Source organism: Kineosporiaceae bacterium (assembly GCA_016713225.1).
Classification (GTDB): domain Bacteria; phylum Actinomycetota; class Actinomycetes; order Actinomycetales; family Kineosporiaceae; genus JADJPO01.
Window position 1 is genome coordinate 195,880 of the sequence record JADJPO010000001.1, and the last position, 21,006, is coordinate 216,885.

The window sequence follows — 21,006 nt, forward strand, 5'->3', positions numbered from 1 at the left end:
CCGGCCCGGCTCCCCCCCCGGCCCCCGCGGGCCCGCCCCGCCCCGGGCCCCCCCCCCCCCCCGCCCCCCCCCCGCGCGCCGGCCCCCCCCGGCGGGGGGCGGGGGGGGGGGGGGCGCCGGGGGCGCCCGGGGGCGGGGCCGGCCCCGGGCGGGCGGGGGGGCGGGGGGGGGGCGGGGGGGGGGGGGGGGGCGGGGGGGGGGGGCCCCCCCCCCCCCCCGCGGGCGCGGCCGCCCCCCCGCGGGCCGGCGGGGGGGCGGGGGGGGGGGGGGGGGCCCGGGGGGCCCCGGGGGCGGCCCCCCCGGCGGCCCCCCCGGGGCGGGGGGGGGGGGGGGGGCGGGGGAGGGGGGGGGGCGGGCCGGGGCGGCCCCGCGGGGGGGGGGGGGGGGGGGGGGGGCGGGCCGCGGGCCGGGGCCGGGGCGGGCGGGGCCGGGCGGCGGCGCCGGGGGGGGCCGCCGCGGCCCCCCCCCCGGCCCGCCCGCCCCCCCCGCGCGGGGGCCCGGGGCCCGGCCGCGCCGGGGGGGGGCGCGGGGGGGGCCCCGGGGGGGGGGCCGCCCCGCCGCCCCGGGGGGGGGGGGGGGGGGGGGGGGGGGGGGGGGGGGGGGGGGGCGGGGGCGGCCGCGGGGGGGGGGGGGGGGCGGGGCCCGCGGGGGGGGGGGGGGCGGCGGGGCCGGGGGGGGGGGGGGGGGGCCGGCGGCGGGGGGGGCGGGGGGGCCGGCGGGGGGGGGGGGGGGAGCGGGGGGGGCCGGGGGGGGGGGAAGGGGGGGGGGGCCCCCCCGGGGGGGCGCCGGCGGGGGGGGGGGGGGGGGGGGGGGCGGGGGGGGCGCGGGGGGGGGGGGGGGGGGGGGGGCGGGGGCGGGCCGGGCGCCCCGGGGGGGGGGGGCCGGCCCGCCGGCCCCCCCCGCCGCCCCCGGCCCCCCCCCCCCGGGGGGCCCCCGGCGGGGGCGGGGGGGCCGGGGGCGGCGGGCGGGGGGGGGGGCCGCGGGGGGCGCCCCCCCGCCCGCCGCCGGGCGGCGGGGGGGGCGGGGGGGGGGGGCGGGGGGGGGGGGGGGCGGGGCCCGGGGGGGGCGGCGCCGCCGGGGCCCCCCGCGCCGCGGCGGCGCGGCCCGGGGGGGGGGGGGGGGGGGGGGGGGGGGGGGGGGGGGGGGGGGGGGCGGGGGGGGCGGGCGCCGGCGGCGGGGGGGGGGGGGCGCGGGGGGGCCGGGGGGGGGCCCCGGGGCCGCCCCGGGCGCCGGCGGCGGCGCGGGGGGGGGGCGGCGCCCGCCCGCGCCGGGCGGGGGGGGGCGGGGGCGGGGGGCGGGGGGGGCGGCGGCCGGCCGGCCGGGGGGGCGGGGGGGGGGGGGGCGGCCGGGGGGGGGGGGGGGTGCCGGGGGCCCCCGCGCGGGGGGCCCGGGGGGGGGGGCGCGGGGGCCCCCCCGGGCCGCCGCCCCCCGGGCCCGCCCCGGCCCCCCCCCGGCCCCCCCCCGAGGGGGGGGGGGGGGGGGGGGGGGCGGCCGCGGGGGGGGGCGGGGGCCCCTGTTGGTCCTGGCGTGTGCTCAAAGACGTCCCACCGGAACGGGTTTGGTGGGTGTGCTGATGTCCAGGCCGTGCAGCCAGGCCTGACGCTGCGCGCTGCGGCTCTTCTGGTCGACATCGACCCAGACGATCTGCGTGCCGATCAGAATCGGTTGCGCCCCAGGGAAGAAGGTCTTACCGGCGAAGCTTCCCGAGGCCTTGACGACGCCGCGTGAGTCGATCAGCCGGTACTCCAGCCGCGACGTCGTCCCGGTCAGCGCGAACAGGACGACGAACCGGTCCGTGCCGACCTGGACGACGCGCGACTCACCGACCGAGGAGGTCCCGGTCCAGGGCTGCTTCGACAACCAGCGCACGGTGCTCTTGCCGGTGGCGGGGTTGGCCGCGATCGCGAACACGTTGCGTGCCCGCTCGGGTCCCTGCGGGGCCTGTGCCGGGTTGCTCGACGTCCCGAGTACCACCACCCCACCCGGCCCGCTCGCCACGCCGTCCAACGTGGTGCCGGTGCGGTTGTCCCCGACGGTCCCCTTGATCTTCAGGATCTGGTGGGCCGAGAGCGCGCCCTTGGGGAACGAGCGCATCAACCCCAGTTGGATGGCGCGCGGGTAGGCATCGCCGTGTTGGACGACGATCAGCCCGGCCGACGAGGTGGCGAGCACCTGCCGGAAGGAGTGGCTGGAGAACGGGGTCTTGCCGGAGACGACCGTGGCCTTCATGCCCGGAACGGACACGGTGAACATCAGGTCGGACTGGTGGTGCACGCCGTCCCCGCCGGCGTACATGGTGCGTCCCATGTCGACCACCAACTGGCTGCCGACCATGAGCATCCGCGCGCCGGCGGCGGCGAACGGTTCGTAGATCCCCTTGAAGGTCTGGGTGACCCCGCCCTTGACGTAGGCGGTGCCGAGCAGCTTCCACTGCGCGCTGTAGCGGCGCACCGCGACGACGTCGAGGCTGTCGTTCTCGGTCGGGTTCGCGCGGCCGACCAGGACGAAGATGTCGCCCTTGGGCGCGGCGTAGACGCCGCCCCATCGGTCCCAGCCCGCGAGCGAGATCGTGCGGCGGGCTCCCGACTGCTTCCAGGTGCGGGTGTCGTAGCTGTCGACCGACAGCGTGTGCGCGCCGGCGTTGTGGCTGACCACCTGGGCCGCCGTCGCGCCGACGGGCAGCAGGTAGAGATCGTCCGAGCCGCCGTAGTTGCCACCCCCGTCGTACGGCGAGCGCCGTGGCGCGCTGATCGTCGCGAGCTTGGCGATCCGTCCGGTGCCCGGCCGCACCGTCGCGGGCTTCACGACCGGCGTCGGCTGAGCCGCCGACGGGCTGGACGGCGTCCCACCGGTGGTCATCACCGTCACCCCTGGTGCGACGGAGGAGGCGGAGCCGGGATCGCGGCCCGGTGCACCGATCGATGCCGCCGCGCCGACCGGCGCCTGGAGTGCCGAGGGCTCACTCGCCCCACAGCCGGTCAGCAGAATCAGTCCGGCCAGTCCGGCCAGCCGTCGCATGGTCACCCGATCAGGGTCCGGTCAGACCATTGCTCGCGCCTCAAACCTGCCGTAAGGCCACCTCGAGATCACTTCTCTGCCGACGTGCGGTTCTGCGACCTCTACCCTGCCACCATGCCGGACGCCGACCTGCCCCTGCTGCACCCGGTCGATCTCGCCGCGTGGCACGACTGGCTCGCCGAGCACCACGCGACGTCCGGCGGGGTGTGGGTGGTGTTCTGGCGCAAGGAGTCCGGCCGCGAACCGCTCGACTACGACGAGGTGGTACGGGAGGCCCTGTGCTGGGGCTGGGTCGACGGCACCATCAAGGTGCTGGACGCCGACCGGCGGGTGCTGTGGTTCACCCGCCGCGGACGCACCAGTGCCTGGGCGGCGTCCAACAAGGCCCGGGTCGCCGAGCTGATCGCGCAGGGACGGATGCAGCCCGCCGGTCACGCCGTGATCGAGGACGCCAAGGCCCGCGGGCTGTGGACCGTGCTGGACGACGCCGAAGCCCTCATCGAGTCACCGGACCTGGCCGCCGCCCTGGACGCCGACCCGATCGCCCGCGCCCATTGGGACGCGTTCCCGCCCAGCGCCCGCAAGTTCGCCCTGTCCCAGCTCGCGTTCGCCAAACGCCCCGACACCAAGGCCCGACGCATCGCCACCATCGTCGCCGCAGCCGCCCGCAATGAACGCCCCTGACGCCCGCTCCCACCGGGTCGGCCCGGGGTTGTGCCGGGTTTGCCCTCGACATCGAGGGCAAACCCGTCACGACCCATCGCGAGCTCCGCGCCGCCGGGACAGCCGAGCGATGGCCACCAGGGCGGCGACGATCAGGGCGAACTTGAGGTAGGCCGCACCGGCGGCGAGCCCGGCCGACAGGGCGCTCGCCCGCATGGCCCACAGCTGCCAGATCAGGCAGACATTCTCGACGTAGTCGGCAGCGGGTGCGCCCAGCGCGAGCCAGCGCAGTCGAGGCAGCCAGGTCGTCCGGCCGGAGCGGGCGGCCGCCCAGTGCAACCCGAGCAGCAACGCGTAGCCGTACACCAGCGGGTAGGCCAGGTCGATCGCCATCATGAGCCGGGCGGTGTCGGTGACGGCGCTGCTCGCCCACTGCTCGAGGATCGCGCCGGCCCGCTCGGCCGTGCCGGCCACTTCGTAACCGACGATGCCGCGCGGGTCGGCGCCGGTGCGCAGCCGTTGGTCCAGGGGAATCACGGCCAGCAACCCGCCGACAGCCGCCACCGCCCACGCCGCAGCCGTCCGCCCCCGCACGCCGTGCCCGCCCGACGGTGTCGGCACGTTCTGGTTCACGGGGGGAACCTAACCCACGCCGCCCTCGCGTTGGGGCGACGCCGGCAACAGGCCCAGCGCCGCGACCCGCGCGGTGATGATCGGGCTGGAGCGGCGCCGGTCGACCTTCTCTGGTCGGTAGGCCAGCGGGAGGCGGCGGGTGCCCGACATCGGCCACCCGCCGTCCGGCAGTCGCCACGACGCGATCAGCTCGACCGCCTCGGTCAGGGCGTCGTCCGGCACGTCGAGGTCGACCGCGAGCTGCACCAGCTCGATCAGGTCGATCACGTAGTCGCGGGGGAAGGCCGGCGCGAGCCAGCGCGTGCCGGTGGGGTCGGCCTTGGTCCGCCCGGCCAGCGGCAGCACGGTGCCGGACCGGGCGAACAGCACGCGCCGGTCGATCAGCAGCCGGCGCATCGCGGTCAGCTGCGGCCGCGCCGCCACCGGCAGTCCCGCCCGCTCGGCGATCACCAGGGCCGACAGCGTCGGCACCAGACCGAGCAGGCAGGTGGTGCTCGCCATGCACCCGCCGTACCGGTGTCGCAGGTACTCACCCCACATCGGCTCGGGGGGCTGGTGGTAGCCGATGCCGCCGAACACCACCGGCTGGTAGCGCACGATCCAGTCGAGCAGCGGCTGCGCCTGCTCGGCCCGGCCGGCGTTCACCATCAGCCGCGCCAGCATGCCGGAGTAGCACGACAGCACCCCGTCCCCCGCGCCGGTGATCGAGGCCGCGCCCTCGACGATCGCGGTGGCCGCCAGGACGTCGAGCGCGCGGTCCAGCGCCGCCTGTGCCGCGCCCCCGGGCGCCGCCACCCCGGCCTCCTGCAGCGAGCGCGCCGTGAAGATCGTGGTGATGATCCGGCCGGTCAGCGTGGCCTGCGCACCCCAGGACCCGTCGCCATGTTGTGCGGCCAGCACGCGGGCGAGGTCCGGATCACTCACGCAAGCAGCCTACGGTGGGTCTGTGGACACCCTTCGGACCCTCGCCCGCCGGTTGCTCGGTGCGTTCCTGGTCTTCACCGGCACCGGGCATCTCACCTTCGCGCGCGCCGAGTTCCAGGCCCAGGTGCCGTCGTGGATCCCGTTGGACGCCGACCTCGTCGTCCTGGTCTCGGGTGTCGTCGAGCTCGTCCTCGGGCTGGCGCTGCTGGTGGCGCCGCGACGGTGGCAACCGCGCGTGGGCTGGGTGGTGGCGGCGTTCTTCGTCGCGATCTTCCCGGGCAACCTGGCCCAGTGGGCCGAGGGCCGGGCCGCCTTCGGGCTCGACTCGGACGCCGCCCGCGCCGTCCGGCTGCTCTTCCAACCCGTGCTGGTGGCCTGGGCGCTGTGGTCGACCGGCGCTTGGCGGGAATGGCGGGATTCGGTGTCGTCAGGGCGCACGGAATCCCGCCGTTGATCTGTGCCGCCACGGATGCTGCTACCACCTTCGGGCTGACCCCCTCACTGTGTGCCCTTGACGGTGACCACGGCTGATGGGCAACCGTGAAGCCATGACGACGACCACCGCCATCGGTTACCGCGCCAACCTGCCCATCGCCGACCCTGCGAGCCTGATCACCGAGCAGGTCGAGGTGCCTCCCTTGGGCGGGCACGACCTGCTGGTCGAGGTCGAGGCGGTGTCGGTCAACCCCGTCGACGTCAAGCTGCGCGCCGGATCCCCGACCGAGGGCCTGCGGGTGCTGGGCTTCGACGCCGCGGGCGTCGTCCGGGCGGTCGGGTCGCAGGTGAGCCTGTTCGCCGTGGGCGACGAGGTGTTCTACGCCGGGGCGATCAACCGTCCCGGCACCAATCAGCGGCTGCACCTGGTCGACGAGCGCATCGTCGGGCGCGCGCCGCGCAGCCTTTCGTTCGCCGACGCCGCGTCGCTGCCGCTGACGACGATCACCGCCTGGGAGACCCTGTTCGACCGGCTCGCCCTGACCGCCGACAGCACCGGCACGCTGCTGATCATCGGCGCCTCCGGTGGCGTCGGGTCGATCATGCTGCAGCTGGCCCGGGCGCTGCTGCCGGGCGTCACCCTCATCGCCACGGCTTCGGACGCCGAGCGCGCGGCCTGGGTACGTGAGCTCGGCGCCCACCATGTCGTGAACCACCGCGAGGACCTGGCCGGTCAGGTGTCGGCCATCGCCCCGGAGGGCATCGACTGGCTGTTCACGGCTCACTCCGAGGGACAGCTCGAGACCTACGCCCGCATCGTGCGCCCGTTCGGTCGGATCGTGGCGATCGACGATGGCCCCCGGGATGTCGCACCCCTGAAGGCCAAGAGCATCACCTGGCACTGGGAGCTGATGTTCACCCGCTCGCTGTTCCAGACCCCGGACCTGGTCGAGCAGCACCGGTTGCTCGATCGGGTCGCCCAACTCGTGGACGCCGGCCGGATCCGGCCCACGGCCACGCGCACGCTGACGCCCCTGACCGCGGCCACGCTGCGTCAGGCCCATGACCTGGTCGAGAGCGGTCGCACTCTCGGCAAGGTCGTGGTGCACACCTGGGAGTAGGGGAGTAGGGGAGTAGGGGAGTAGGGCGGCGCGGTCGGGGCGGCGTCCGGCGGAGGTTTACGATGCCTCGGCGCCGGGCACGGTGCACGTTCACCGGCTCGGTTCACGATGGAGGACCCATGACGACGATCGTCTCGACCCTGTTCATCTCGCTCGACGGCGTGGCCGAGATCGATCCGGCATGGCACTTCCCGTACTTCGACGAGAACATGGGCGCCGCCGTCACCGAGGACTACGCGGACGTCGACGTCCTGCTGCTCGGGCGCGTGACCTACGACAGCTTCGCCGGCGCCTGGCCGGTCCGGGAGGCCGCCGGAGGTGAGGACGCTCCGTTCGCCGAGATCCTCGGCGATCTGCGCAAGATCGTGGCCACCCGGGGCGAGCAGGATCTGGGCTGGCGCAACGCCGAAGGCACCGACGATGTGGTCGCCACGGTGTCCGGCCTGCGCGAGCAGGACCTGGGCAAAGTCCTTGTCGCAGGATCGATCTCGGTCGTTCGCCAGCTGCTGGCCGCGGGACTGCTCGACGAGTTGCGGCTGTTGATCCACCCGGTTGCGGCGCGGCACGGCGAGCGGCTGTTCGGTGAGTCAGCTGACATCCAGCCGCTGCGCCTGGTGCGTTCGGAGGTCTTCCCGACCGGGGTGATCCGCGCGATCTACGCTCCTGCCGACCTACCGAACGCCGCGACCTACGACGACGTGACCGACAACCTGTGACCGAGTCGCCGTGACCCTCCCGAGGCGCGAGGCGCGCGCCGTCCTGCTGGATCAGCGCGCCGAGGTCGCCGCCCGGCTGAGCACGGCGGAGCAGGACTTCAGGCGCATCGTCGAGGCAGCGGAGTCGGTCTCGACCGACGACGAGCACGACCCGGACGGCGCCGGCCTGGCCGTCGAGCGCGCCCAGATCGTGGCGGTGATCGATCAGGCCCGCCGCCATCTCGCCGAGATCGACGCCGCCCTGGCCCGGCTGGACGACGACGAGATCGGCTCCGGCCCAGGTGGCTACGGCATCTGTCAGGGCTGTGGCGAACCGATTCCGCGCGAACGGCTCCTGGCGCGGCCGCACGCGACGCAGTGCGTGCCGTGTGCCTCGGGCCACCGCTGAAGGGTGTCAGGCGCCGAGCAGGGCCAGCGGGACGACCGCGATCCCGTCTGGTCGGCGGTAGGCGCGGGTACCCGTGGTGATCACGACAGCATCGACCAGCGCCTCACCGAGCAATCCGCGCAACCACACCGACCCTGGCCTGCGCCGCCTGGGCTGCCACTCTCACGGTCAGCGTGGCCAAGGACTCGAACAACGGCCCGGCCATCGCCGCGCCGCGGGGGGGTGGCCAGGGTCGTGGCAGACAGCCCCAGCAGTCGAGCTGCCAGTGCCGGATCGGCGAGCTGATGCTTGGGCGCCTGCTGGACTACCTCGAGCATGAATCCAAGCCTCCCTTGAGCAGCTACCGTCGATGTCGCGATGGCGGCGGCCGTCCAGTGACGTGTCCAGGCGGGTAGACCATGGTAGACATCCGTTCTACCATGGTTCCATGGGACTCAACATCAAGAACCCACGGGTCCACGAGCTGGCGCGAACGGCCGCCGAGCGCTTCGGCATGAGCCAGACCAGCGTCATCGAGGAGGCGTTGATCCGGATGTTGCAGGCAGCACCGGCCCGCCTGGATCAGAGCAGGCTCGACCTGATCCACGGTGTGCTGGCCCAGGTGGACGTGGAACTCTCCGACGATGATCGTGCCGCGCTGCGTGAGGGGGCGCGGCGACTGTACGACGACGAGGGTCTGCCCGCATGATCATCGACCCCTCGGCCGTCCTGGCCATCATGCTCGACGAACCGCAGCGCCCGGAGTTGATCGCAGCCGTGGCGCAGGCCGGCGGCGTCCGCATGTCGGCTGCGAGCTACGTCGAGCTCGCAGCGGTCGTCGAGCGACGTCACAACCCGGTTCTGTCGCGTCGGCTGGACGAGTTGCTCGACAGCATGGGCGTCGAGTTGGTGCCCTTCGATGCCGACCAGGCCGCCATCGCCAGGGCTGCCTACCGGGACTTCGGCCGGGGCAGTGGTCACCCGGCAGGCCTCAACCTGGGTGATTGCTTCAGCTACGCCGCAGCGAAAGCCTGTCGAGAGCCGTTGTTGTGGGTCGGCGACGACTTCGGCCACACGGACGTCGCGCCGGCACGCGCCTGAACAGCCTGTGTGCCTGTGAACATCGGCGTCGGCGCCAGCTCGGCCATCGCCGCATCCTCGACGTGGGGTGCGGCGATGGCACGTTCGCCGCTTGGGCCACTACCGAGGGCCACGACGTGACGGGTCTCGAGCGCGACATCACCCGCGTCCTCGGTGGTTTTCGCGCCATCGGTGGCGTTACCGAGTCACTTCCCTTCTCCGACAACGTGTTCGACTTGGTGACATCCTCGCCGCGGTGGTGACCGTCCAGGGCCGTCCAGAAGCGGCGCGCAGCTCGGCACCCCAGGCCACGGCTCGGCTCACCGGCGCACCGCGTAGTGCAGCAGGACGGCGCCACCGGTGAACCGGCGCTGGTCGAGCAGGCGCAGTCGAACCCCCGGGGGCAGAGCGGGTTTGCCGGCACCGACCGTGACCGGTTGCAGCAGCAGGATCACCTCGTCGACCAGGTCGAGCTGCAGTGCCTGTGCCGCCAGCTCGGCACCGCCGATACCCAGGTCGCTCTCGATGGTCAGCTTCAGAGCCGCCACGACCTCGCGGCTGAACTCGGGTTCGAGCCGGGTCCGGGCGGTCGAGGTCGTGGTCAGGGTGCGCGAGAACACGATCTTGTCCGCGGCGCGCCAGATCTGGCCGAAGTCACGTTCGATCGGCGAGGCGTCCGGGCCGGTGCCGAGGTCCTCCCAGGCGGCCATCGTCTGGTACATCCGCCGTCCGTAGAGGTAGGTCGTCACGTCACGTTCGAGGTCGTTGACGAACGCGTGCACCTCCTCGTCCGGCGCGGCCCAGCCGAAGTCGCCCGCGGCGTCCTCGACATACCCGTCGAGCGAGGCGATGGCGAAGTAGACAAGAGAGCCCATGGCGTCGAGGGTGGCATCTTGTTGGGCGGGGGCGGCGGGGGCCCCCCCCCCCGCGCCCGCGGGGGGGGGGCCGGCGGGGGGGGGGGGGGCACACGGGGGGCCGCGGGGGGGGGGGGCGCCGCCCGCCCCCCGGGGGGCGGGGGGGGGGGGGGGGGGGGGCGGGGGCGGGGGGGGGGGGGGGGGGGGGGGGGGGGGGGGGGGGGGGGGGGGCGGGGGGGGGGGGGGGTGGGGGGGGGGGGGGGGGGGGGCGGGGCGGGCGCGGGCCGGCGCGAGCACAAGGACCCCCCCGCACGACCGTGACCGATTTGCCCGCGGATCACCTGCTCTACGTCGACCCGCCCCTCGGGGTCGGGGCTTGGCCGGGGGGGGGCGGGGGGGGGGCCCGGCCGGGGGGGGGGGGGGGGGGGGGGGGGGGGGGGGGGGCCTTTCCGGGGGGGGGGGGGGGGGGGGGGGGGGGGGGGGGGGGGGGGGGGGGGGGGGGGGGGGGGGGGGGGGGGGGGGGGGGCGGGGGGGGGGGTGGGGGGGGGGGGGGGGGCCGGTCAGTGGGTCCCCCGGCCGTGACGCTGCTGGCTCGCCCTCGGTCAGCTGCGGCCGAGGATCGCCGGCAGGCGGGTGGGGGCGGCACCGAACCCGGGGAAGAAGTCGACCATCTGGCGATGTCCTGCCACCGCGGCCACCCCGGCGTCGTCGGTCAACAGCACCTGCTGCTCGTGCGGATCGCCCTCGGGGTGCATCACCGTCACGCGGCCCTGGCGCAGACGCGTCGCCACCTCCCGCAGAAAGCCGTCGAGGGAGTCCGCCAGCACGGTCCAGGCATGATCGTCACGTCCCCAGGCCAGCACCTGCCCCTCGACGCCGGCCGGTCCGGGCAGGAAGTCCAGCCCGACGTAGTTGCCGCCGCCGTCGGTGATCAGGGGCAGTCGGCCGACATCGATGAACTCGGTGTTCACGGCGTCGTCCGGCACCGACGACATCCCCGCCTCGCGGTAGTCGAAATGGGGGGCCTGCGTCGAGTTGGTCATCATCACCGCGGCGACGTCCAGGCTGTAGTGGTCGCTGTTCACGCTCAGGTGCAGGGCGCCGAACGCCCACTGCCAGTGCTCGTGTCGGCGGTAGAGCGCGTGGAAGGCCGCGGGCAGCCGTCGACCCACCGCCGCCTCGACGCCGGCCAGTTCGGCCTCGCTCGCACCGGGCGTCATCGTGGCGTGCAGCACCGGGGCATGCGCGAGCAGCCAGTCGTCGATCTCGCGCACGACGCTCTCGATCCCGTCGTCGGCAGGGGGTCCTTGGCGATCACTCACGCCGACATCCTGCCCGAGGCGCGGCCCCGACCAGACCGGTTCGACGTCGTGGCGATGCGTTGCTGCCCGTGACCATTTGTGCACGGATCGAATGAAGGTCCATGGCAACCCTGGTGTGGTTCGGATCCACGTGATTCAGTAACCCGATTGTTCGGGAGCAAAAGGAGCGATCGTGGGCGATCCCGCGCAGGCCGTCGAGGGAGCAGTGGTCCTGGACGCCGTGACCAAGCGGTATGGCTCGGTCGTGGCCGTGGACGAGCTCTCGGTCGAGGTGCAGGCGGGGGAGTTCCTCTCCCTGCTCGGTCCGTCGGGGTGTGGCAAGACCACCACGCTGCGCATGCTCGCGGGCTTCGAGCACCCGGACGCCGGCCGGATCCAGATCTCGGGTCGCGACCTGGCCGGGGTGCCCGCCCACAAGCGTCCGGTCAACACCGTCTTCCAGTCCTACTCACTGTTTCCGCACCTGTCCGTGGCGCAGAACGTGGCCTATGGCCTGCAGCAGAAGCGGGTTCCTCGCGCGGAGGTGGGGCAACGCGTCGCCGAGGTGCTCGACATGGTGCAGATGCGTGCCTACGCCGAGCGCCGCCCCAACCAACTCAGCGGTGGTCAGCAACAGCGCATCGCCCTGGCCCGAGCCCTGGTGAACCGACCATCGGTGCTGCTGCTGGACGAGCCGCTGGGCGCCCTGGACCGGCAGTTGCGCGAGCAGATGCAGCTCGAACTCAAGCTGCTGCAGTCGCGGCTGGGGGTCACCTTCATCTTCGTCACCCACGACCAGAGCGAGGCGCTGGCGATGAGTGACCGCATCGCGATCATGCGACACGGCCGGATCGAGCAGCTCGCCGACGCCACGACGATCTACGAGACCCCGGCGACGGCCTACGTGGCCGGCTTCGTCGGACAACAGAACTTCTTGCGCGGCAAGGCCTCCGGCGAATCCGGGCAGGTCGACACCGCCTGGGGCCGGATGCGCTCGGCGCGCCATGCCCCCCCGGTGGCCGCGGGTGCGGCGGTGACGGCGGCCGTACGACCCGAGTCGGTCGAGATCGACCTGGCCGGCTCCGCCGAGGACGCCGCCGAGAACAGCGTCACCGGAACCCTGATCGGCATCTCCCACCTGGGCGAGACGATCCAGTTCGTCGTCCAGGTCGACCCCCAGCTCGCCGTCCTGGCGCGTCGCCCCACCCCGCAGGCGCCGCATCTGACCACCGGACAACGGGTCCGCGCCTTCTGGCCCGCTGAACGTGTCCTGCTCTTCGCCGATGACCCGACCACCACGGAGTGATCATGACCGAGACCACCCGCATCCTGGCCAGCACCTCGGGCGCCCGGGCCATTGCCCGAGAACTGAACCGCCGCAACTTCTTCGCGCTGGCCGCGGCCGGGGCGGTGGGGGCACTCGCGGGCTGTTCCGGGGGCGGCGGCTCGTCGTCCGCCTCGTCCGCCACCTCCGCCAGCCCGGCAGCCGGTGGTGGCGCCCTGGAGGATGCCCTGAGCATCTACACCTGGGGTGAGTACGACTCCCCGGACGTGATCAAGGCGTTCACCACCGACAAGGGCCCCAAGATCACCCTCGACTCGTACAGCTCCAACGAGGAGATGATCTCCAAACTCGTGGCGGCCAAGGGCACCGGCGGTTATGACATCGTGGTGCCCACCGGGACCTACCTGCCCCAGATGGTGGAGAACGGTCTGCTCCAGAAGATCAATCGCGACCTGCTGCCGAACCTGCAGTACATGGACAAGCAGTTCCTGGGCCAGGCGTGGGACCCCACCAATGAGTACTCGATCTGCAAGGCCTGGGGCACTTCGGGTTTCGTGTACGACACGACCGTGGTCAAGCGTGAGCTGAAGACCTGGGCCGACTTCCTCGACTGCGCGCAGAAGGAGGCCAGCGGCAAGACCTCGCTACTGGACGACCCGTCCGAGGTCGCCTCGCCCTACTTCTGGGCCAACGGCATCGACTGGACCACCACCGACGCTGCCCACCTGGACGCCGCCGAGGCCTTCATGGTCGACAAGCTCGCCCCCCACATCGCGGCTTTCGACTCCTACCCGGGCGGTGGGGCGATCCCGCAGGGCACGCACGTGCTGATGCACGCCTGGAACGGTGACGCTCGCATCGGCCTGGCCGAGAGCAAGACCCCGGAGCGCTGGAAATGGGTGCTCGGTGCGCCGACCACCGAGCTCTGGATGGACAACTGGACCATCGTGGCCGGTGCCCCTCACCCCGAGGCGGCTCACGCGTGGATCAACTACACGATGGACCCGGCCAACCAGCTGAAGCAGCTGGACTACATCGGCTATCACACCGGTGCCGCAGGCATTCAGGACGCCGCGACCAAGGCCGGGCTGAAGCGTCTGGACATGGTGTTCTTCACCCCCGAGCAGTTGGCCACCATGAAGAACGGCGCACTCAACGAGGGGCAGCAGCGCCGCGTGGACATCTGGAACAAGGTGAAGGCCAAGGCGGCCTCCGGTGGCTAGACCGGCCCCGGGAGCCCGTCGGCGACCGGTGCGCCTGGCCGGCCAGTTCCTGGCCTGGCCGGCCGGGATCTGGTTGCTCGCCTTCTTCGTGGCGCCGGTGGCGCTCGTGGTCTGGTACAGCTTCGGTCGCAAGCCGGGGCTGTTCGGCACGCACTCCAACGACGTCCTCTCGCTCGACCGGTACCGCGAGGCGCTGTCGCCGACGTTCTTCGCCACCTTTCGCAACACGCTGTGGGTGGGGGTGTTCGGCACCCTGATCTGCCTGGCGGTGGCGTTGCCCGCGGCCTACTGGATGGCGGTGAAGGCCCGGCCCGAACATCGTGGCTGGCTGCTCGCCGCCGTCATGATCCCGTTCTGGACGAACTTCCTGGTCCGCACCCTGGGCTGGCAGGTCATCCTCGCCCCCGAGGGATGGCTCTCGCGGGGGCTGGGCGCCATCGGGCTCACCGATGGGCCGCTCGAGATCCTCTACACCCGCACGGCGGTCTTGATCGGCGTGGTCTACAACTACCTGCCGCTCATGATCCTGCCGCTGTTCGTCGCCTTCGACCGGGTCGGCGAGGGGCTGCGGGAGGCCAGCCAGGACCTCGGCGCGAGCCCGGTGCGCACCTTCACGCAGGTGACCCTGCCGTTGGCCCGCCCCGGCATCGTGGCCGGCTCGCTGCTCGTGTTCATCCCCTTGATGGGCGACTACATCACCGCCACGGTCCTCGGTGGGGCCAAGGGCAACATGGCCGGCCAGTTGGTGGCGGCGCAGTTCCAGACCGCGCAGAACTGGGCGCTGGGTTCGGCGATGGCCGTCGTCCTGATGGCCACCATTCTGGCCAGCGCCGTGGTGGCTGCCGCGGTGGTGTGGCTGATCGGCCTGCCGTCGCGATATCGCCACCGGGTCGTGTTGCCCCCACCGGCGCAGGTGATCACATGAGCCGGCGACCCTCGCTCGGCGATCGGCTGCTGCGGGTCTGGGGCGTGGCCGTGTTCGTGTTCCTGTTCGCGCCGATCGCCGTCGTGGTGGCGCACTCGTTCAACACCGGCCGGTTGATGGCGCAGTGGTCGGGCTTCGGGTTCGACGCCTATCACGCCATGCTCGACAAGCCGGCGATCCCGGCGGCGGTGTGGGTGAGCGTGCGGTCCGGGCTGATCGCCGCCGTGGTCTCGACGGTGCTCGGCACCCTGGCCGGCATCGCCCTGGCCCGGTTCGGCGGCCGGTGGTCGCCTCCGTTCGTGCTCTTGCTGATCGTGCTGTCGGTCACCCCCGAGATCGTGGACGCCGTGGCGCTGCTGCCGTGGATGGTGTTCCTGGGCCAGGACGTCGGGTTGTCCCCCCTGGACGACGGCATCGTGCGGTTGGTGATCGGGCACTCGCTGTTCGCCACCGCAGTGGTGACCTTCCTGGTGCGGGCCCGGTTGACCGGGGTGGAGGCCCACCTGGAGGAGGCCTCGGCCGACCTGTACGCGCCGCCCTGGCGAACCTTCCGCAAGATCACCTTGCCGCTGGTGATGCCGGCCGTGCTGGCCGGTGCGCTGCTCTCGTTCACCCTCAGCCTGGACAACACCGTCATCTCGGCGTTCGTGCAGGTCTCGGGCGCCACGCCCTGGCCGGTGTTCGTGCTCAGCGCGCTGCGATCGGGGTTGCGGCCCGAGATTGCGGCGGTGTCGACAGTGATGATGATCTTCACCCTGATCACGTTGTCCCTCGCGGCGCTCATCTTGCGTCGCGCCGGGGATTCGGCCACCGACATCGCCCGCACCATGTCGGGCACCTGACCCCTGGAGCCACGATGACCCACGCCGATCTGATCTTCGCCGGGGGGCCGGTGTTCACCGCGGACGCCGCCCGCACCCAGGCGACGGCCCTCGCCGTCCGGGACGGACGGATCGTCGCGGTCGGGCACGGCGACGTCCTCGACCTGCGCGGCCCGGGCACCGAGGTGATCGACCTGCAGGGGCGGATGCTGGTGCCCGGGTTCACCGACGCCCACGTGCACCCGGTGTGGGGCGGACTCGACATGCTGCACTGCGATCTGTCCGGGGGTGCCACGGCGGGCGATTACCTGGACGCCGTGGCGCGCTTCGTGGCCGACCGGCCCGATCAGGAGTGGATTCGTGGCGGGGGTTGGCAGATGTCGGCCTTCCCCGGGGGGACGCCGCGGGCGGAGGACCTGGATCGGGTGACGGGGGGCCGGCCGGCGTTCCTGCCCAATCGGGACGGGCACGGGGCCTGGGTCAACTCGGCGGCACTGGCGCGGGCGGGCATCGATCGTGACACCCCCGATCCGGCCGATGGGCGGATCGAGCGCGACCCCGACGGCACGCCCACCGGCTGCCTGCACGAGGGCGCCATGGCCCTGGTCAGCCGCCTGCAGCCGCCGGTCTCACCGCAGGAGATGATGCAGGCGTTGCGGCTGGGCCAGGCCTACCTGCACTCGTTCGGGGTGGTCGGCTGGCAGGACGCGATCGTCGGGTCGTACGGCGATGCCGACGACCCCGGCCCGTTCTATGCCAGGGCCGCCGCCGAAGGTCTGCTCACCGGCCGGGTGGTCGGGGCGCTCTGGTGGGACCGTTCCCGCGGCGTCGAGCAGATCCCCGACCTGCTGGATCGCCGGGAACAGTTGAGTGGCAACGGGTTCCAGGCCACCAGCGTCAAGATCATGCAGGACGGGGTGGCGGAGAACTACACCGCGGCCATGCTCGAGCCCTACCTGGACTGCCACGGTCACCGCACCGACAACTCCGGGATCTCGTTCGTCCCGCCGGAGGTACTCGCCGAGGCGGTACCGCGGTTGGACGCCGCGGGATTCCAGGTGCACTTCCACGCCATCGGTGACCGTGCGGTGCGCGAGGCGCTGGACGCCATCCAGGCCGCCGTGGTCGCCAACGGACGGCGCGACAGTCGTCACCACATCGCTCACCTACAGGTGGTGCATCCCGAGGACGTGCCGCGGTTCCGGGCGCTCGGCGTGGCCGCGAACATGCAGTCGTTGTGGGCCGCGCTGGAACCACAGATGGTCGATCTGACCCTGCCCTTCCTCGGCCCGCCGCGTGATGCCTGGCAGTATCCGTGGGGCGACCTGCAGCGGTCCGGCGCCACCCTGGTGTCGGGTTCGGACTGGTCGGTCAGCACGCCCAACCCGATGGCGGCGATCCACGTGGCGGTCAACCGTCGAGCGGCGCCGGGGTTCGAGGAGGGGGACTACGAGGCGTTCCTGCCCGAGCAGCGCCTCGACCTGGGGTCGGCACTGAGCGCCTACACGGCCGGCTCGGCCTGGGTGAACCGTCGCGACGACGCCGGGACGCTCGAGGTCGGCAAGCTGGCGGACGTCGTCCTGCTCGACCGCGACCCGTTCGCCGGCCCTGCCGACGAGATCGGGCTCACCGGCGTCGAGGCCACCTACGTCGGGGGTCGGGCGGTCCACACCCGCTGAGCATGCCGTCAGACCAGCTCGAAGCCCTCGGTCGAGACCTGGCGTTCCTGAACGCCCAGGGCCAGCAGTGCCGCATGGACGTCGTCCATCATGCGGGGCGGGCCGCAGACGAAGGCGTGGGTGTTGCGCACATCGGGGTACTCGGCCAGGACGTCGCGCAGCAGCGGGACATCGATGAATCCCCGGCGTCCGGTCCAGTCCTCGCCGGGGTGGGACACCACCTCGATCACCTGCAGCTGCAGGCGTTCGGTCATGGCGGCGATCTCGTCCCGGAAGAGCAGCTCGGCCTCGGTGCGCGCACCCATCACCAGGATGTGCGGGCGGGCGTTGTGTCGTGCGGCATGGGTGCGCAGGATGCTCATCATCGGCGTGATGCCGACGCCCCACGCGATCATGAGCAGGCCGTTCGCCTCCGGGCCACCACCGTCGAAGGCCCCGTAGGGCCCGTCGAGATAGACCCGCTGCCCGGGCGCCAGCCTCGCCACCCGCTCGGTGAAGTCGCCGAGGTGGCGGATCGTGAACGACAGCCGGCGTCGATCGGTCGCCGAGGAGGCCATCGAGAAGGGGTGGTCCCGGAACACACCCAGGGGGCCGGTCAGCCGCAGCCAGGCGAACTGGCCGGGCCGGAAGCGCATGCCCGGGTGGCGAGGGTGGGTGGGCATCAGCTCGATGGTGCTCACGCCGGGAGCCACCTGGCTCACCTGCTCGACCAGGTAGCTGTGGCGCTGGGTCCGCAGCGGGCGGATCACCCAGCGGGTGAGCAGGACCCCCGCGATCAGCAGCAGGAGCAGCCCGGCCGCGTACCGGAAACTCACGGACTTCAGCAGGTGATGCAGCCAGTAGACGTGCAGGGCCAGGCCCCCCACCGCCACCACCGCCAGTACTCCGTGCAGTGCGCGCCACGCGCCGTAGCGCACCTTCAGTCGCCGCCGGGTCAGGGTCAGTGCCGTGGTGATCAGGATCGAGACCAGGGAGAACGTCGCCAGCTGGAACTTCGGTGGGGCCGTCGGCGGCCACAGCAGGTGCAGTGGCCAGTGCAACGCCCACATCACGAGGACCACATGAGCCACGGCCAGGGTCGCGGTGAGCAGGCCCACCAACCGATGGAACTGCAGCACCGCCTCGGTACCGAAGGTCTTCGACAAGGACCGCAACCGGGAGGACATCACGATGGCCGCCACCAGGAAGGACGCGGCGAGCAGTCCCGTGATCAACGCCAGCGCGATCAGCGGCCCGCGGTGGCGATCCAGACCGACGCTCAGCCACCCCAGGACGAGGGGTACCACCAGGAGCGCAGCCATTGCCGACTTCCATGCCAGGCGAATCACGGCCGAACCGTAACGATCCCGGCCCTGCGGCAGGGGGCGTTCACCGGGATCCCCACCCGATCGGGGGTGTCTGAATGGTCACGTCCGACCGGGTGGTTACCGTCGTCGGATGGACGATCGACCGCCGGCGGCCCCCGATGCGTCCGGCGAGCGCGAGTGGCTGCTCCCCGGTGGACTGGGCTCCGACGGGCTCGTGGTCCGGGTGGGCCGGACGGTGCGCCGTCCGGAGCGAGACTTCAGTCCCGCCGTCCGGGCGTTCCTGCACCACCTGCACGAGAACGGGTTCGATGCTGCTCCTCGTCCGCTCGGTCACGATGACCAGGGCCGCGAGATCCTGACCTATCTGCCCGGCGAGGTGGCCCACCCACCGTTCCCGGCCTGGGCCGCCGAACCCGACCTCTTGATGTCGGTGGCCGAGCTGCAACGCCGGATGCACACGGCCGCACGAGGTTTCACGCCGCCACCGGACGCCGCGTGGCAGCGTGCCAACCTGCCGCCGGCCGGGCCTGAGTCGCTGATCTGTCACAACGACCTGTGCGTCGAGAACGTGGTGGTCCGGGACGGCCGTGCGGTCGGGGTGATCGACTTCGACTTCGCCGCACCGTCGGACCCGTTGCTGGACGTCGCCATCGCCGTCCGCCACTGGGTTCCGGTGCGCGACCCGGCCGATCTCCCCGAGGCGTGGCGGGGGCTGGACCTGCGGTCCCGGTTCGGGACCTACTGCGCCGTGCACGAGCTGGACGACGCGGCCCGGGCCCGGGTGCTCGACCACGTGGTGGCCTTCCTCGACCGTGCCCTGGTCTCGATGCGCACCCGCGCCGAACAGGGCCGACCGGGGTATGTCCGGGTGTGGCAGAGCGGCTATGAGGCGCAGAATCGGCGCTCGCGAGCGGCCGTCGACTGGTTGCGCTGATCGGCCCTCTCGACGCTGATCGGCCTCGACTCAGCGTGCGGGCGGCTCGAACAGCGGGGGCTCGCTCGGTGGCGGTGGGGGCGGTGAGGACGGCGCCGGCGGTTCGGCGGGCGTCTCGGCCGTCGGCGGCGCGCTGGTGTGCCGCTGCTCGGCGAGCTTGTCGACGCCCTTGACCAGCTGTTCCTTGGCCTTGGCGACCTTGTCCGCGTACTTGCCGTCGGTCTTGGCGTCGACCTTCGCCGCCACCGTGTCCAGCCGGGACAGCACGGTGTCGCGCTTGTCGTGGGCCAGATCGCCGGCCTTGTGGACCGCGTCCTTGGCGGCCTTCTCGGCTGCCTCGGCCAGGTGCTGGGCCTTGGTCTGCAGGTCGTACTCCTCGGCCTTCTGCTTGGCCTTGTCCAGGAAGCTCATGGCCACCCTCACGTCTCGAAACCATCACTGCCGCAGATCGACAGTACGTCGGACGCCGATGATCGGCACCTCGGCATCGAGGGGGGACACGTCACATCACCTCGGTCGGCCGACCGGGGGACTACCGTCGGGTCCGCCATCCCCAGTCCCCGAGGAGGACCCATGACGCTGCCCTGCACGGCGCAGGACCTGGCCGAGCTCGCCGCGCAGGAGGAGCGTCTGGTCTTCCCCGGATTCGACCACGACACCGCGTGGGCGCTCGGAACCCACCTGGTGCAGGCCGCCCGGGCGGCTGCGCTGCCGGTGGTGGTCTCCATCTCGAGCGGTGGCCAGCGGCTGTTCCACGCGGCGTTGCCCGGCACCGTGCCGGACAACGACTCCTGGGTCGAGCGCAAGGTCCGCGTCGTCCTGCGGTTCGGCCACAGCTCGTTGTACGTCGGCACCCAGGCCCGGCTGGCCGGATCGACCTTCGAGGAGCGGACCGGCTTGCCGCCGGCCGACTATGCGGCCCACGGCGGCTCGTTCCCGATCACCGTCCGTGGCGTCGGAGTGGTCGGCGCGGTCACCGTCTCCGGCCTGCCCCAGGTCGAGGATCACGCCTTCGTGGTGGATCAGCTCACCCGGTTCCTGGCCGGCTGAGGCCGCTCGAGCCGCTCGTCAGGGGGTGGCCGGCGCTCGAAGACCGCCGACGATCCAGGTGACGAGTCGGTCGGCCAGGTGGGTGCCGGGGTCACTCGACAGGAACACCTCCACCCCCTGGCTGCCCAGGGCGGCGGTCGCCGCGAGGGTGGCCGCGTGCCGGACCATCAGCTCCTCGCGACTCAGATGCGGTAGTCGCGCGGCCAGCCGCTCGATCAGGTGCTGCTCCACCAGCGGCCGGACGGCGTCCGCCTGGGCCAGCAGCCCCGGCGCCCGTTCCGTCATGCCGCGATGGATGATCGTCCACAGCCGTGCCTCGCGGGGGTCGCGGCCCTGTGCCGGGAGGGCGGGGGTCAGCCAGACCCGCACCACGTCCTCCAGCGAGGCCTCATCAGGCAGCGCGTCCAGTCGGCGCTGCTGGATGGTGGTGGCCTCCTGCAGGAGAGCCCCGAACACCTCGGCGAGCAGCGCGTCCTTGGAGCCGAAGTGATAGCTGACCGAGGCCACGTTCGCGCCGGCCCGCTCGGTGATGTCGCGCAGCGTCGTACCGGCCTGACCTTGGATCAGGAGCAGGTCCTCGGCCGCCTCGCGCAGCCGGCTCACGGTGTCAGCCACAGCGTCATTGTGTCAGGTTTGCCTTTGGATTCAATCAACTGATTCAATCAACTGA

Annotated in this window: 23 protein-coding genes and 1 pseudogene; 15 read left to right on the top strand and 9 right to left on the bottom strand. The window is 73.1% G+C overall.

Annotated elements, in window-relative coordinates:
• Nucleotides 1-1,533 precede the first annotated feature (1,533 nt).
• Entirely contained in the window at nt 1,534-3,024 is a 1,491-nt protein-coding gene (locus IPK24_00795) for a hypothetical protein (protein ID MBK8074110.1), read from the bottom strand.
• 108 nt (nt 3,025-3,132) lie between these two features.
• Between IPK24_00795 and IPK24_00800 the strand changes: the two genes are divergently transcribed.
• On the top strand, nt 3,133-3,702 hold the full coding sequence (locus tag IPK24_00800) for a YdeI/OmpD-associated family protein (GenBank protein MBK8074111.1): 570 nt from the start codon (nt 3,133-3,135) through the stop codon (nt 3,700-3,702).
• 66 nt (nt 3,703-3,768) lie between these two features.
• Here the strand turns inward: IPK24_00800 and IPK24_00805 are convergent, their stop codons facing one another.
• On the bottom strand, nt 3,769-4,314 hold the full coding sequence (locus IPK24_00805; GenBank protein ID MBK8074112.1) for a hypothetical protein: 546 nt from the start codon (nt 4,312-4,314) through the stop codon (nt 3,769-3,771).
• Between the two features lie 9 nt (nt 4,315-4,323).
• Nucleotides 4,324-5,238: a hypothetical protein gene (locus tag IPK24_00810; GenBank protein ID MBK8074113.1), complete on the bottom strand. Its 915-nt coding sequence runs from the start codon at nt 5,236-5,238 to the stop codon at nt 4,324-4,326.
• A gap of 22 nt (nt 5,239-5,260) precedes the next feature.
• Between IPK24_00810 and IPK24_00815 the strand changes: the two genes are divergently transcribed.
• The 4 genes from IPK24_00815 to IPK24_00830 all read left to right on the top strand — a co-directional run bounded on the left by IPK24_00815 (nt 5,261) and on the right by IPK24_00830 (nt 7,898).
• Complete coding sequence (locus IPK24_00815) at nt 5,261-5,692, top strand: hypothetical protein (protein MBK8074114.1); 432 nt, start codon at nt 5,261-5,263, stop codon at nt 5,690-5,692.
• Between the two features lie 94 nt (nt 5,693-5,786).
• A complete protein-coding gene (locus IPK24_00820; protein MBK8074115.1) occupies nt 5,787-6,794 on the top strand; it encodes a zinc-binding alcohol dehydrogenase family protein in 1,008 nt (335 codons plus the stop codon).
• A 119-nt stretch (nt 6,795-6,913) separates the two neighbouring features.
• On the top strand, nt 6,914-7,510 hold the full coding sequence (locus tag IPK24_00825; GenBank protein MBK8074116.1) for a dihydrofolate reductase family protein: 597 nt from the start codon (nt 6,914-6,916) through the stop codon (nt 7,508-7,510).
• 46 nt (nt 7,511-7,556) lie between these two features.
• Complete coding sequence (locus IPK24_00830; GenBank protein ID MBK8074117.1) at nt 7,557-7,898, top strand: TraR/DksA C4-type zinc finger protein; 342 nt, start codon at nt 7,557-7,559, stop codon at nt 7,896-7,898.
• A gap of 6 nt (nt 7,899-7,904) precedes the next feature.
• On the opposite strand, the pseudogene IPK24_00835 reads toward IPK24_00830, so the two are convergent.
• A pseudogene (locus IPK24_00835) lies at nt 7,905-8,203 on the bottom strand (AAA family ATPase).
• A 122-nt stretch (nt 8,204-8,325) separates the two neighbouring features.
• On the opposite strand from IPK24_00835, the gene IPK24_00840 reads away from it, so the two are divergent.
• The 3 genes from IPK24_00840 (at nt 8,326) to IPK24_00850 (ending at nt 9,220) form a co-directional block, all read left to right on the top strand.
• Nucleotides 8,326-8,586 carry a type II toxin-antitoxin system VapB family antitoxin gene (locus IPK24_00840; protein MBK8074118.1) on the top strand — a complete coding sequence of 87 codons (261 nt, stop codon included), beginning with the start codon at nt 8,326-8,328 and terminating at the stop codon, nt 8,584-8,586.
• Nucleotides 8,583-8,978 carry a type II toxin-antitoxin system VapC family toxin gene (locus tag IPK24_00845; protein MBK8074119.1) on the top strand — a complete coding sequence of 132 codons (396 nt, stop codon included), beginning with the start codon at nt 8,583-8,585 and terminating at the stop codon, nt 8,976-8,978. Before IPK24_00840 ends, IPK24_00845 begins: the two co-directional genes overlap by 4 nt.
• 62 nt (nt 8,979-9,040) lie before the next feature.
• The gene (locus tag IPK24_00850; protein MBK8074120.1) at nt 9,041-9,220 is read left to right on the top strand and encodes a methyltransferase domain-containing protein; all 180 of its coding nucleotides are present in this window, start codon (nt 9,041-9,043) and stop codon (nt 9,218-9,220) included.
• Between the two features lie 57 nt (nt 9,221-9,277).
• On the opposite strand, the gene IPK24_00855 is transcribed toward IPK24_00850, so the two are convergent.
• A complete protein-coding gene (locus IPK24_00855; protein ID MBK8074121.1) occupies nt 9,278-9,832 on the bottom strand; it encodes a dihydrofolate reductase family protein in 555 nt (184 codons plus the stop codon).
• 581 nt (nt 9,833-10,413) lie between these two features.
• Nucleotides 10,414-11,133, bottom strand: a complete 720-nt coding sequence (locus IPK24_00860; GenBank protein MBK8074122.1) for an SMI1/KNR4 family protein — start codon at nt 11,131-11,133, stop codon at nt 10,414-10,416.
• Nucleotides 11,134-11,302: 169 nt separating this feature from the next.
• Between IPK24_00860 and IPK24_00865 the strand changes: the two genes are divergently transcribed.
• Genes IPK24_00865 through IPK24_00885 form a run of 5 tightly spaced genes read left to right on the top strand, consistent with a single transcriptional unit; the run spans nt 11,303 to nt 17,045 of the window.
• Nucleotides 11,303-12,418, top strand: coding sequence for an ABC transporter ATP-binding protein (locus IPK24_00865; GenBank protein MBK8074123.1), 1,116 nt, complete (start codon nt 11,303-11,305; stop codon nt 12,416-12,418).
• A 2-nt stretch (nt 12,419-12,420) separates the two neighbouring features.
• Nucleotides 12,421-13,620, top strand: a complete 1,200-nt coding sequence (locus tag IPK24_00870; protein ID MBK8074124.1) for a spermidine/putrescine ABC transporter substrate-binding protein — start codon at nt 12,421-12,423, stop codon at nt 13,618-13,620.
• Nucleotides 13,613-14,545, top strand: a complete 933-nt coding sequence (locus tag IPK24_00875) for an ABC transporter permease (GenBank protein ID MBK8074125.1) — start codon at nt 13,613-13,615, stop codon at nt 14,543-14,545. Before IPK24_00870 ends, IPK24_00875 begins: the two co-directional genes overlap by 8 nt.
• A complete protein-coding gene (locus tag IPK24_00880) occupies nt 14,542-15,387 on the top strand; it encodes an ABC transporter permease (protein MBK8074126.1) in 846 nt (281 codons plus the stop codon). Before IPK24_00875 ends, IPK24_00880 begins: the two co-directional genes overlap by 4 nt.
• Before the next feature lie 14 nt (nt 15,388-15,401).
• Nucleotides 15,402-17,045 carry an amidohydrolase gene (locus IPK24_00885; protein ID MBK8074127.1) on the top strand — a complete coding sequence of 548 codons (1,644 nt, stop codon included), beginning with the start codon at nt 15,402-15,404 and terminating at the stop codon, nt 17,043-17,045.
• Nucleotides 17,046-17,053: 8 nt separating this feature from the next.
• Here IPK24_00885 and IPK24_00890 read toward each other — a convergent pair whose 3' ends face one another.
• Nucleotides 17,054-18,373 (bottom strand): ferredoxin reductase family protein, encoded by a 1,320-nt coding sequence (locus tag IPK24_00890; protein MBK8074128.1) that lies wholly within the window; start codon nt 18,371-18,373, stop codon nt 17,054-17,056.
• A gap of 109 nt (nt 18,374-18,482) precedes the next feature.
• Here IPK24_00890 and IPK24_00895 point away from each other — a divergent pair, with 109 nt between their 5' ends.
• A complete protein-coding gene (locus IPK24_00895; GenBank protein MBK8074129.1) occupies nt 18,483-19,286 on the top strand; it encodes a phosphotransferase in 804 nt (267 codons plus the stop codon).
• Between the two features lie 30 nt (nt 19,287-19,316).
• Here the strand turns inward: IPK24_00895 and IPK24_00900 are convergent, their stop codons facing one another.
• Nucleotides 19,317-19,697 (bottom strand): antitoxin, encoded by a 381-nt coding sequence (locus IPK24_00900; protein ID MBK8074130.1) that lies wholly within the window; start codon nt 19,695-19,697, stop codon nt 19,317-19,319.
• Nucleotides 19,698-19,859: 162 nt separating this feature from the next.
• Between IPK24_00900 and IPK24_00905 the strand changes: the two genes are divergently transcribed.
• Entirely contained in the window at nt 19,860-20,336 is a 477-nt protein-coding gene (locus IPK24_00905) for a heme-degrading domain-containing protein (GenBank protein MBK8074131.1), read from the top strand.
• Between the two features lie 18 nt (nt 20,337-20,354).
• On the opposite strand, the gene IPK24_00910 is transcribed toward IPK24_00905, so the two are convergent.
• Entirely contained in the window at nt 20,355-20,951 is a 597-nt protein-coding gene (locus IPK24_00910; protein MBK8074132.1) for a TetR/AcrR family transcriptional regulator, read from the bottom strand.
• Between the last annotated feature and the right edge of the window lie 55 nt (nt 20,952-21,006).

Excerpts from the sequence above, each read along its gene's own strand:
- IPK24_00800 (MBK8074111.1), top strand. The coding sequence starts at position 3,133 with ATGCCGGACGCCGACCTGCCCCTGCTGCACCCGGTCGATCTCGCCGCG.
- IPK24_00820 (MBK8074115.1), top strand. The coding sequence starts at position 5,787 with ATGACGACGACCACCGCCATCGGTTACCGCGCCAACCTGCCCATCGCC.
- IPK24_00825 (MBK8074116.1), top strand. The coding sequence starts at position 6,914 with ATGACGACGATCGTCTCGACCCTGTTCATCTCGCTCGACGGCGTGGCC.
- IPK24_00840 (MBK8074118.1), top strand. The coding sequence starts at position 8,326 with ATGGGACTCAACATCAAGAACCCACGGGTCCACGAGCTGGCGCGAACG.
- IPK24_00845 (MBK8074119.1), top strand. The coding sequence starts at position 8,583 with ATGATCATCGACCCCTCGGCCGTCCTGGCCATCATGCTCGACGAACCG.
- IPK24_00855 (MBK8074121.1), bottom strand. The coding sequence starts at position 9,832 with ATGGGCTCTCTTGTCTACTTCGCCATCGCCTCGCTCGACGGGTATGTC.
- IPK24_00870 (MBK8074124.1), top strand. The coding sequence starts at position 12,421 with ATGACCGAGACCACCCGCATCCTGGCCAGCACCTCGGGCGCCCGGGCC.
- IPK24_00880 (MBK8074126.1), top strand. The coding sequence starts at position 14,542 with ATGAGCCGGCGACCCTCGCTCGGCGATCGGCTGCTGCGGGTCTGGGGC.
- IPK24_00885 (MBK8074127.1), top strand. The coding sequence starts at position 15,402 with ATGACCCACGCCGATCTGATCTTCGCCGGGGGGCCGGTGTTCACCGCG.
- IPK24_00895 (MBK8074129.1), top strand. The coding sequence starts at position 18,483 with ATGGACGATCGACCGCCGGCGGCCCCCGATGCGTCCGGCGAGCGCGAG.
- IPK24_00900 (MBK8074130.1), bottom strand. The coding sequence starts at position 19,697 with ATGAGCTTCCTGGACAAGGCCAAGCAGAAGGCCGAGGAGTACGACCTG.
- IPK24_00905 (MBK8074131.1), top strand. The coding sequence starts at position 19,860 with ATGACGCTGCCCTGCACGGCGCAGGACCTGGCCGAGCTCGCCGCGCAG.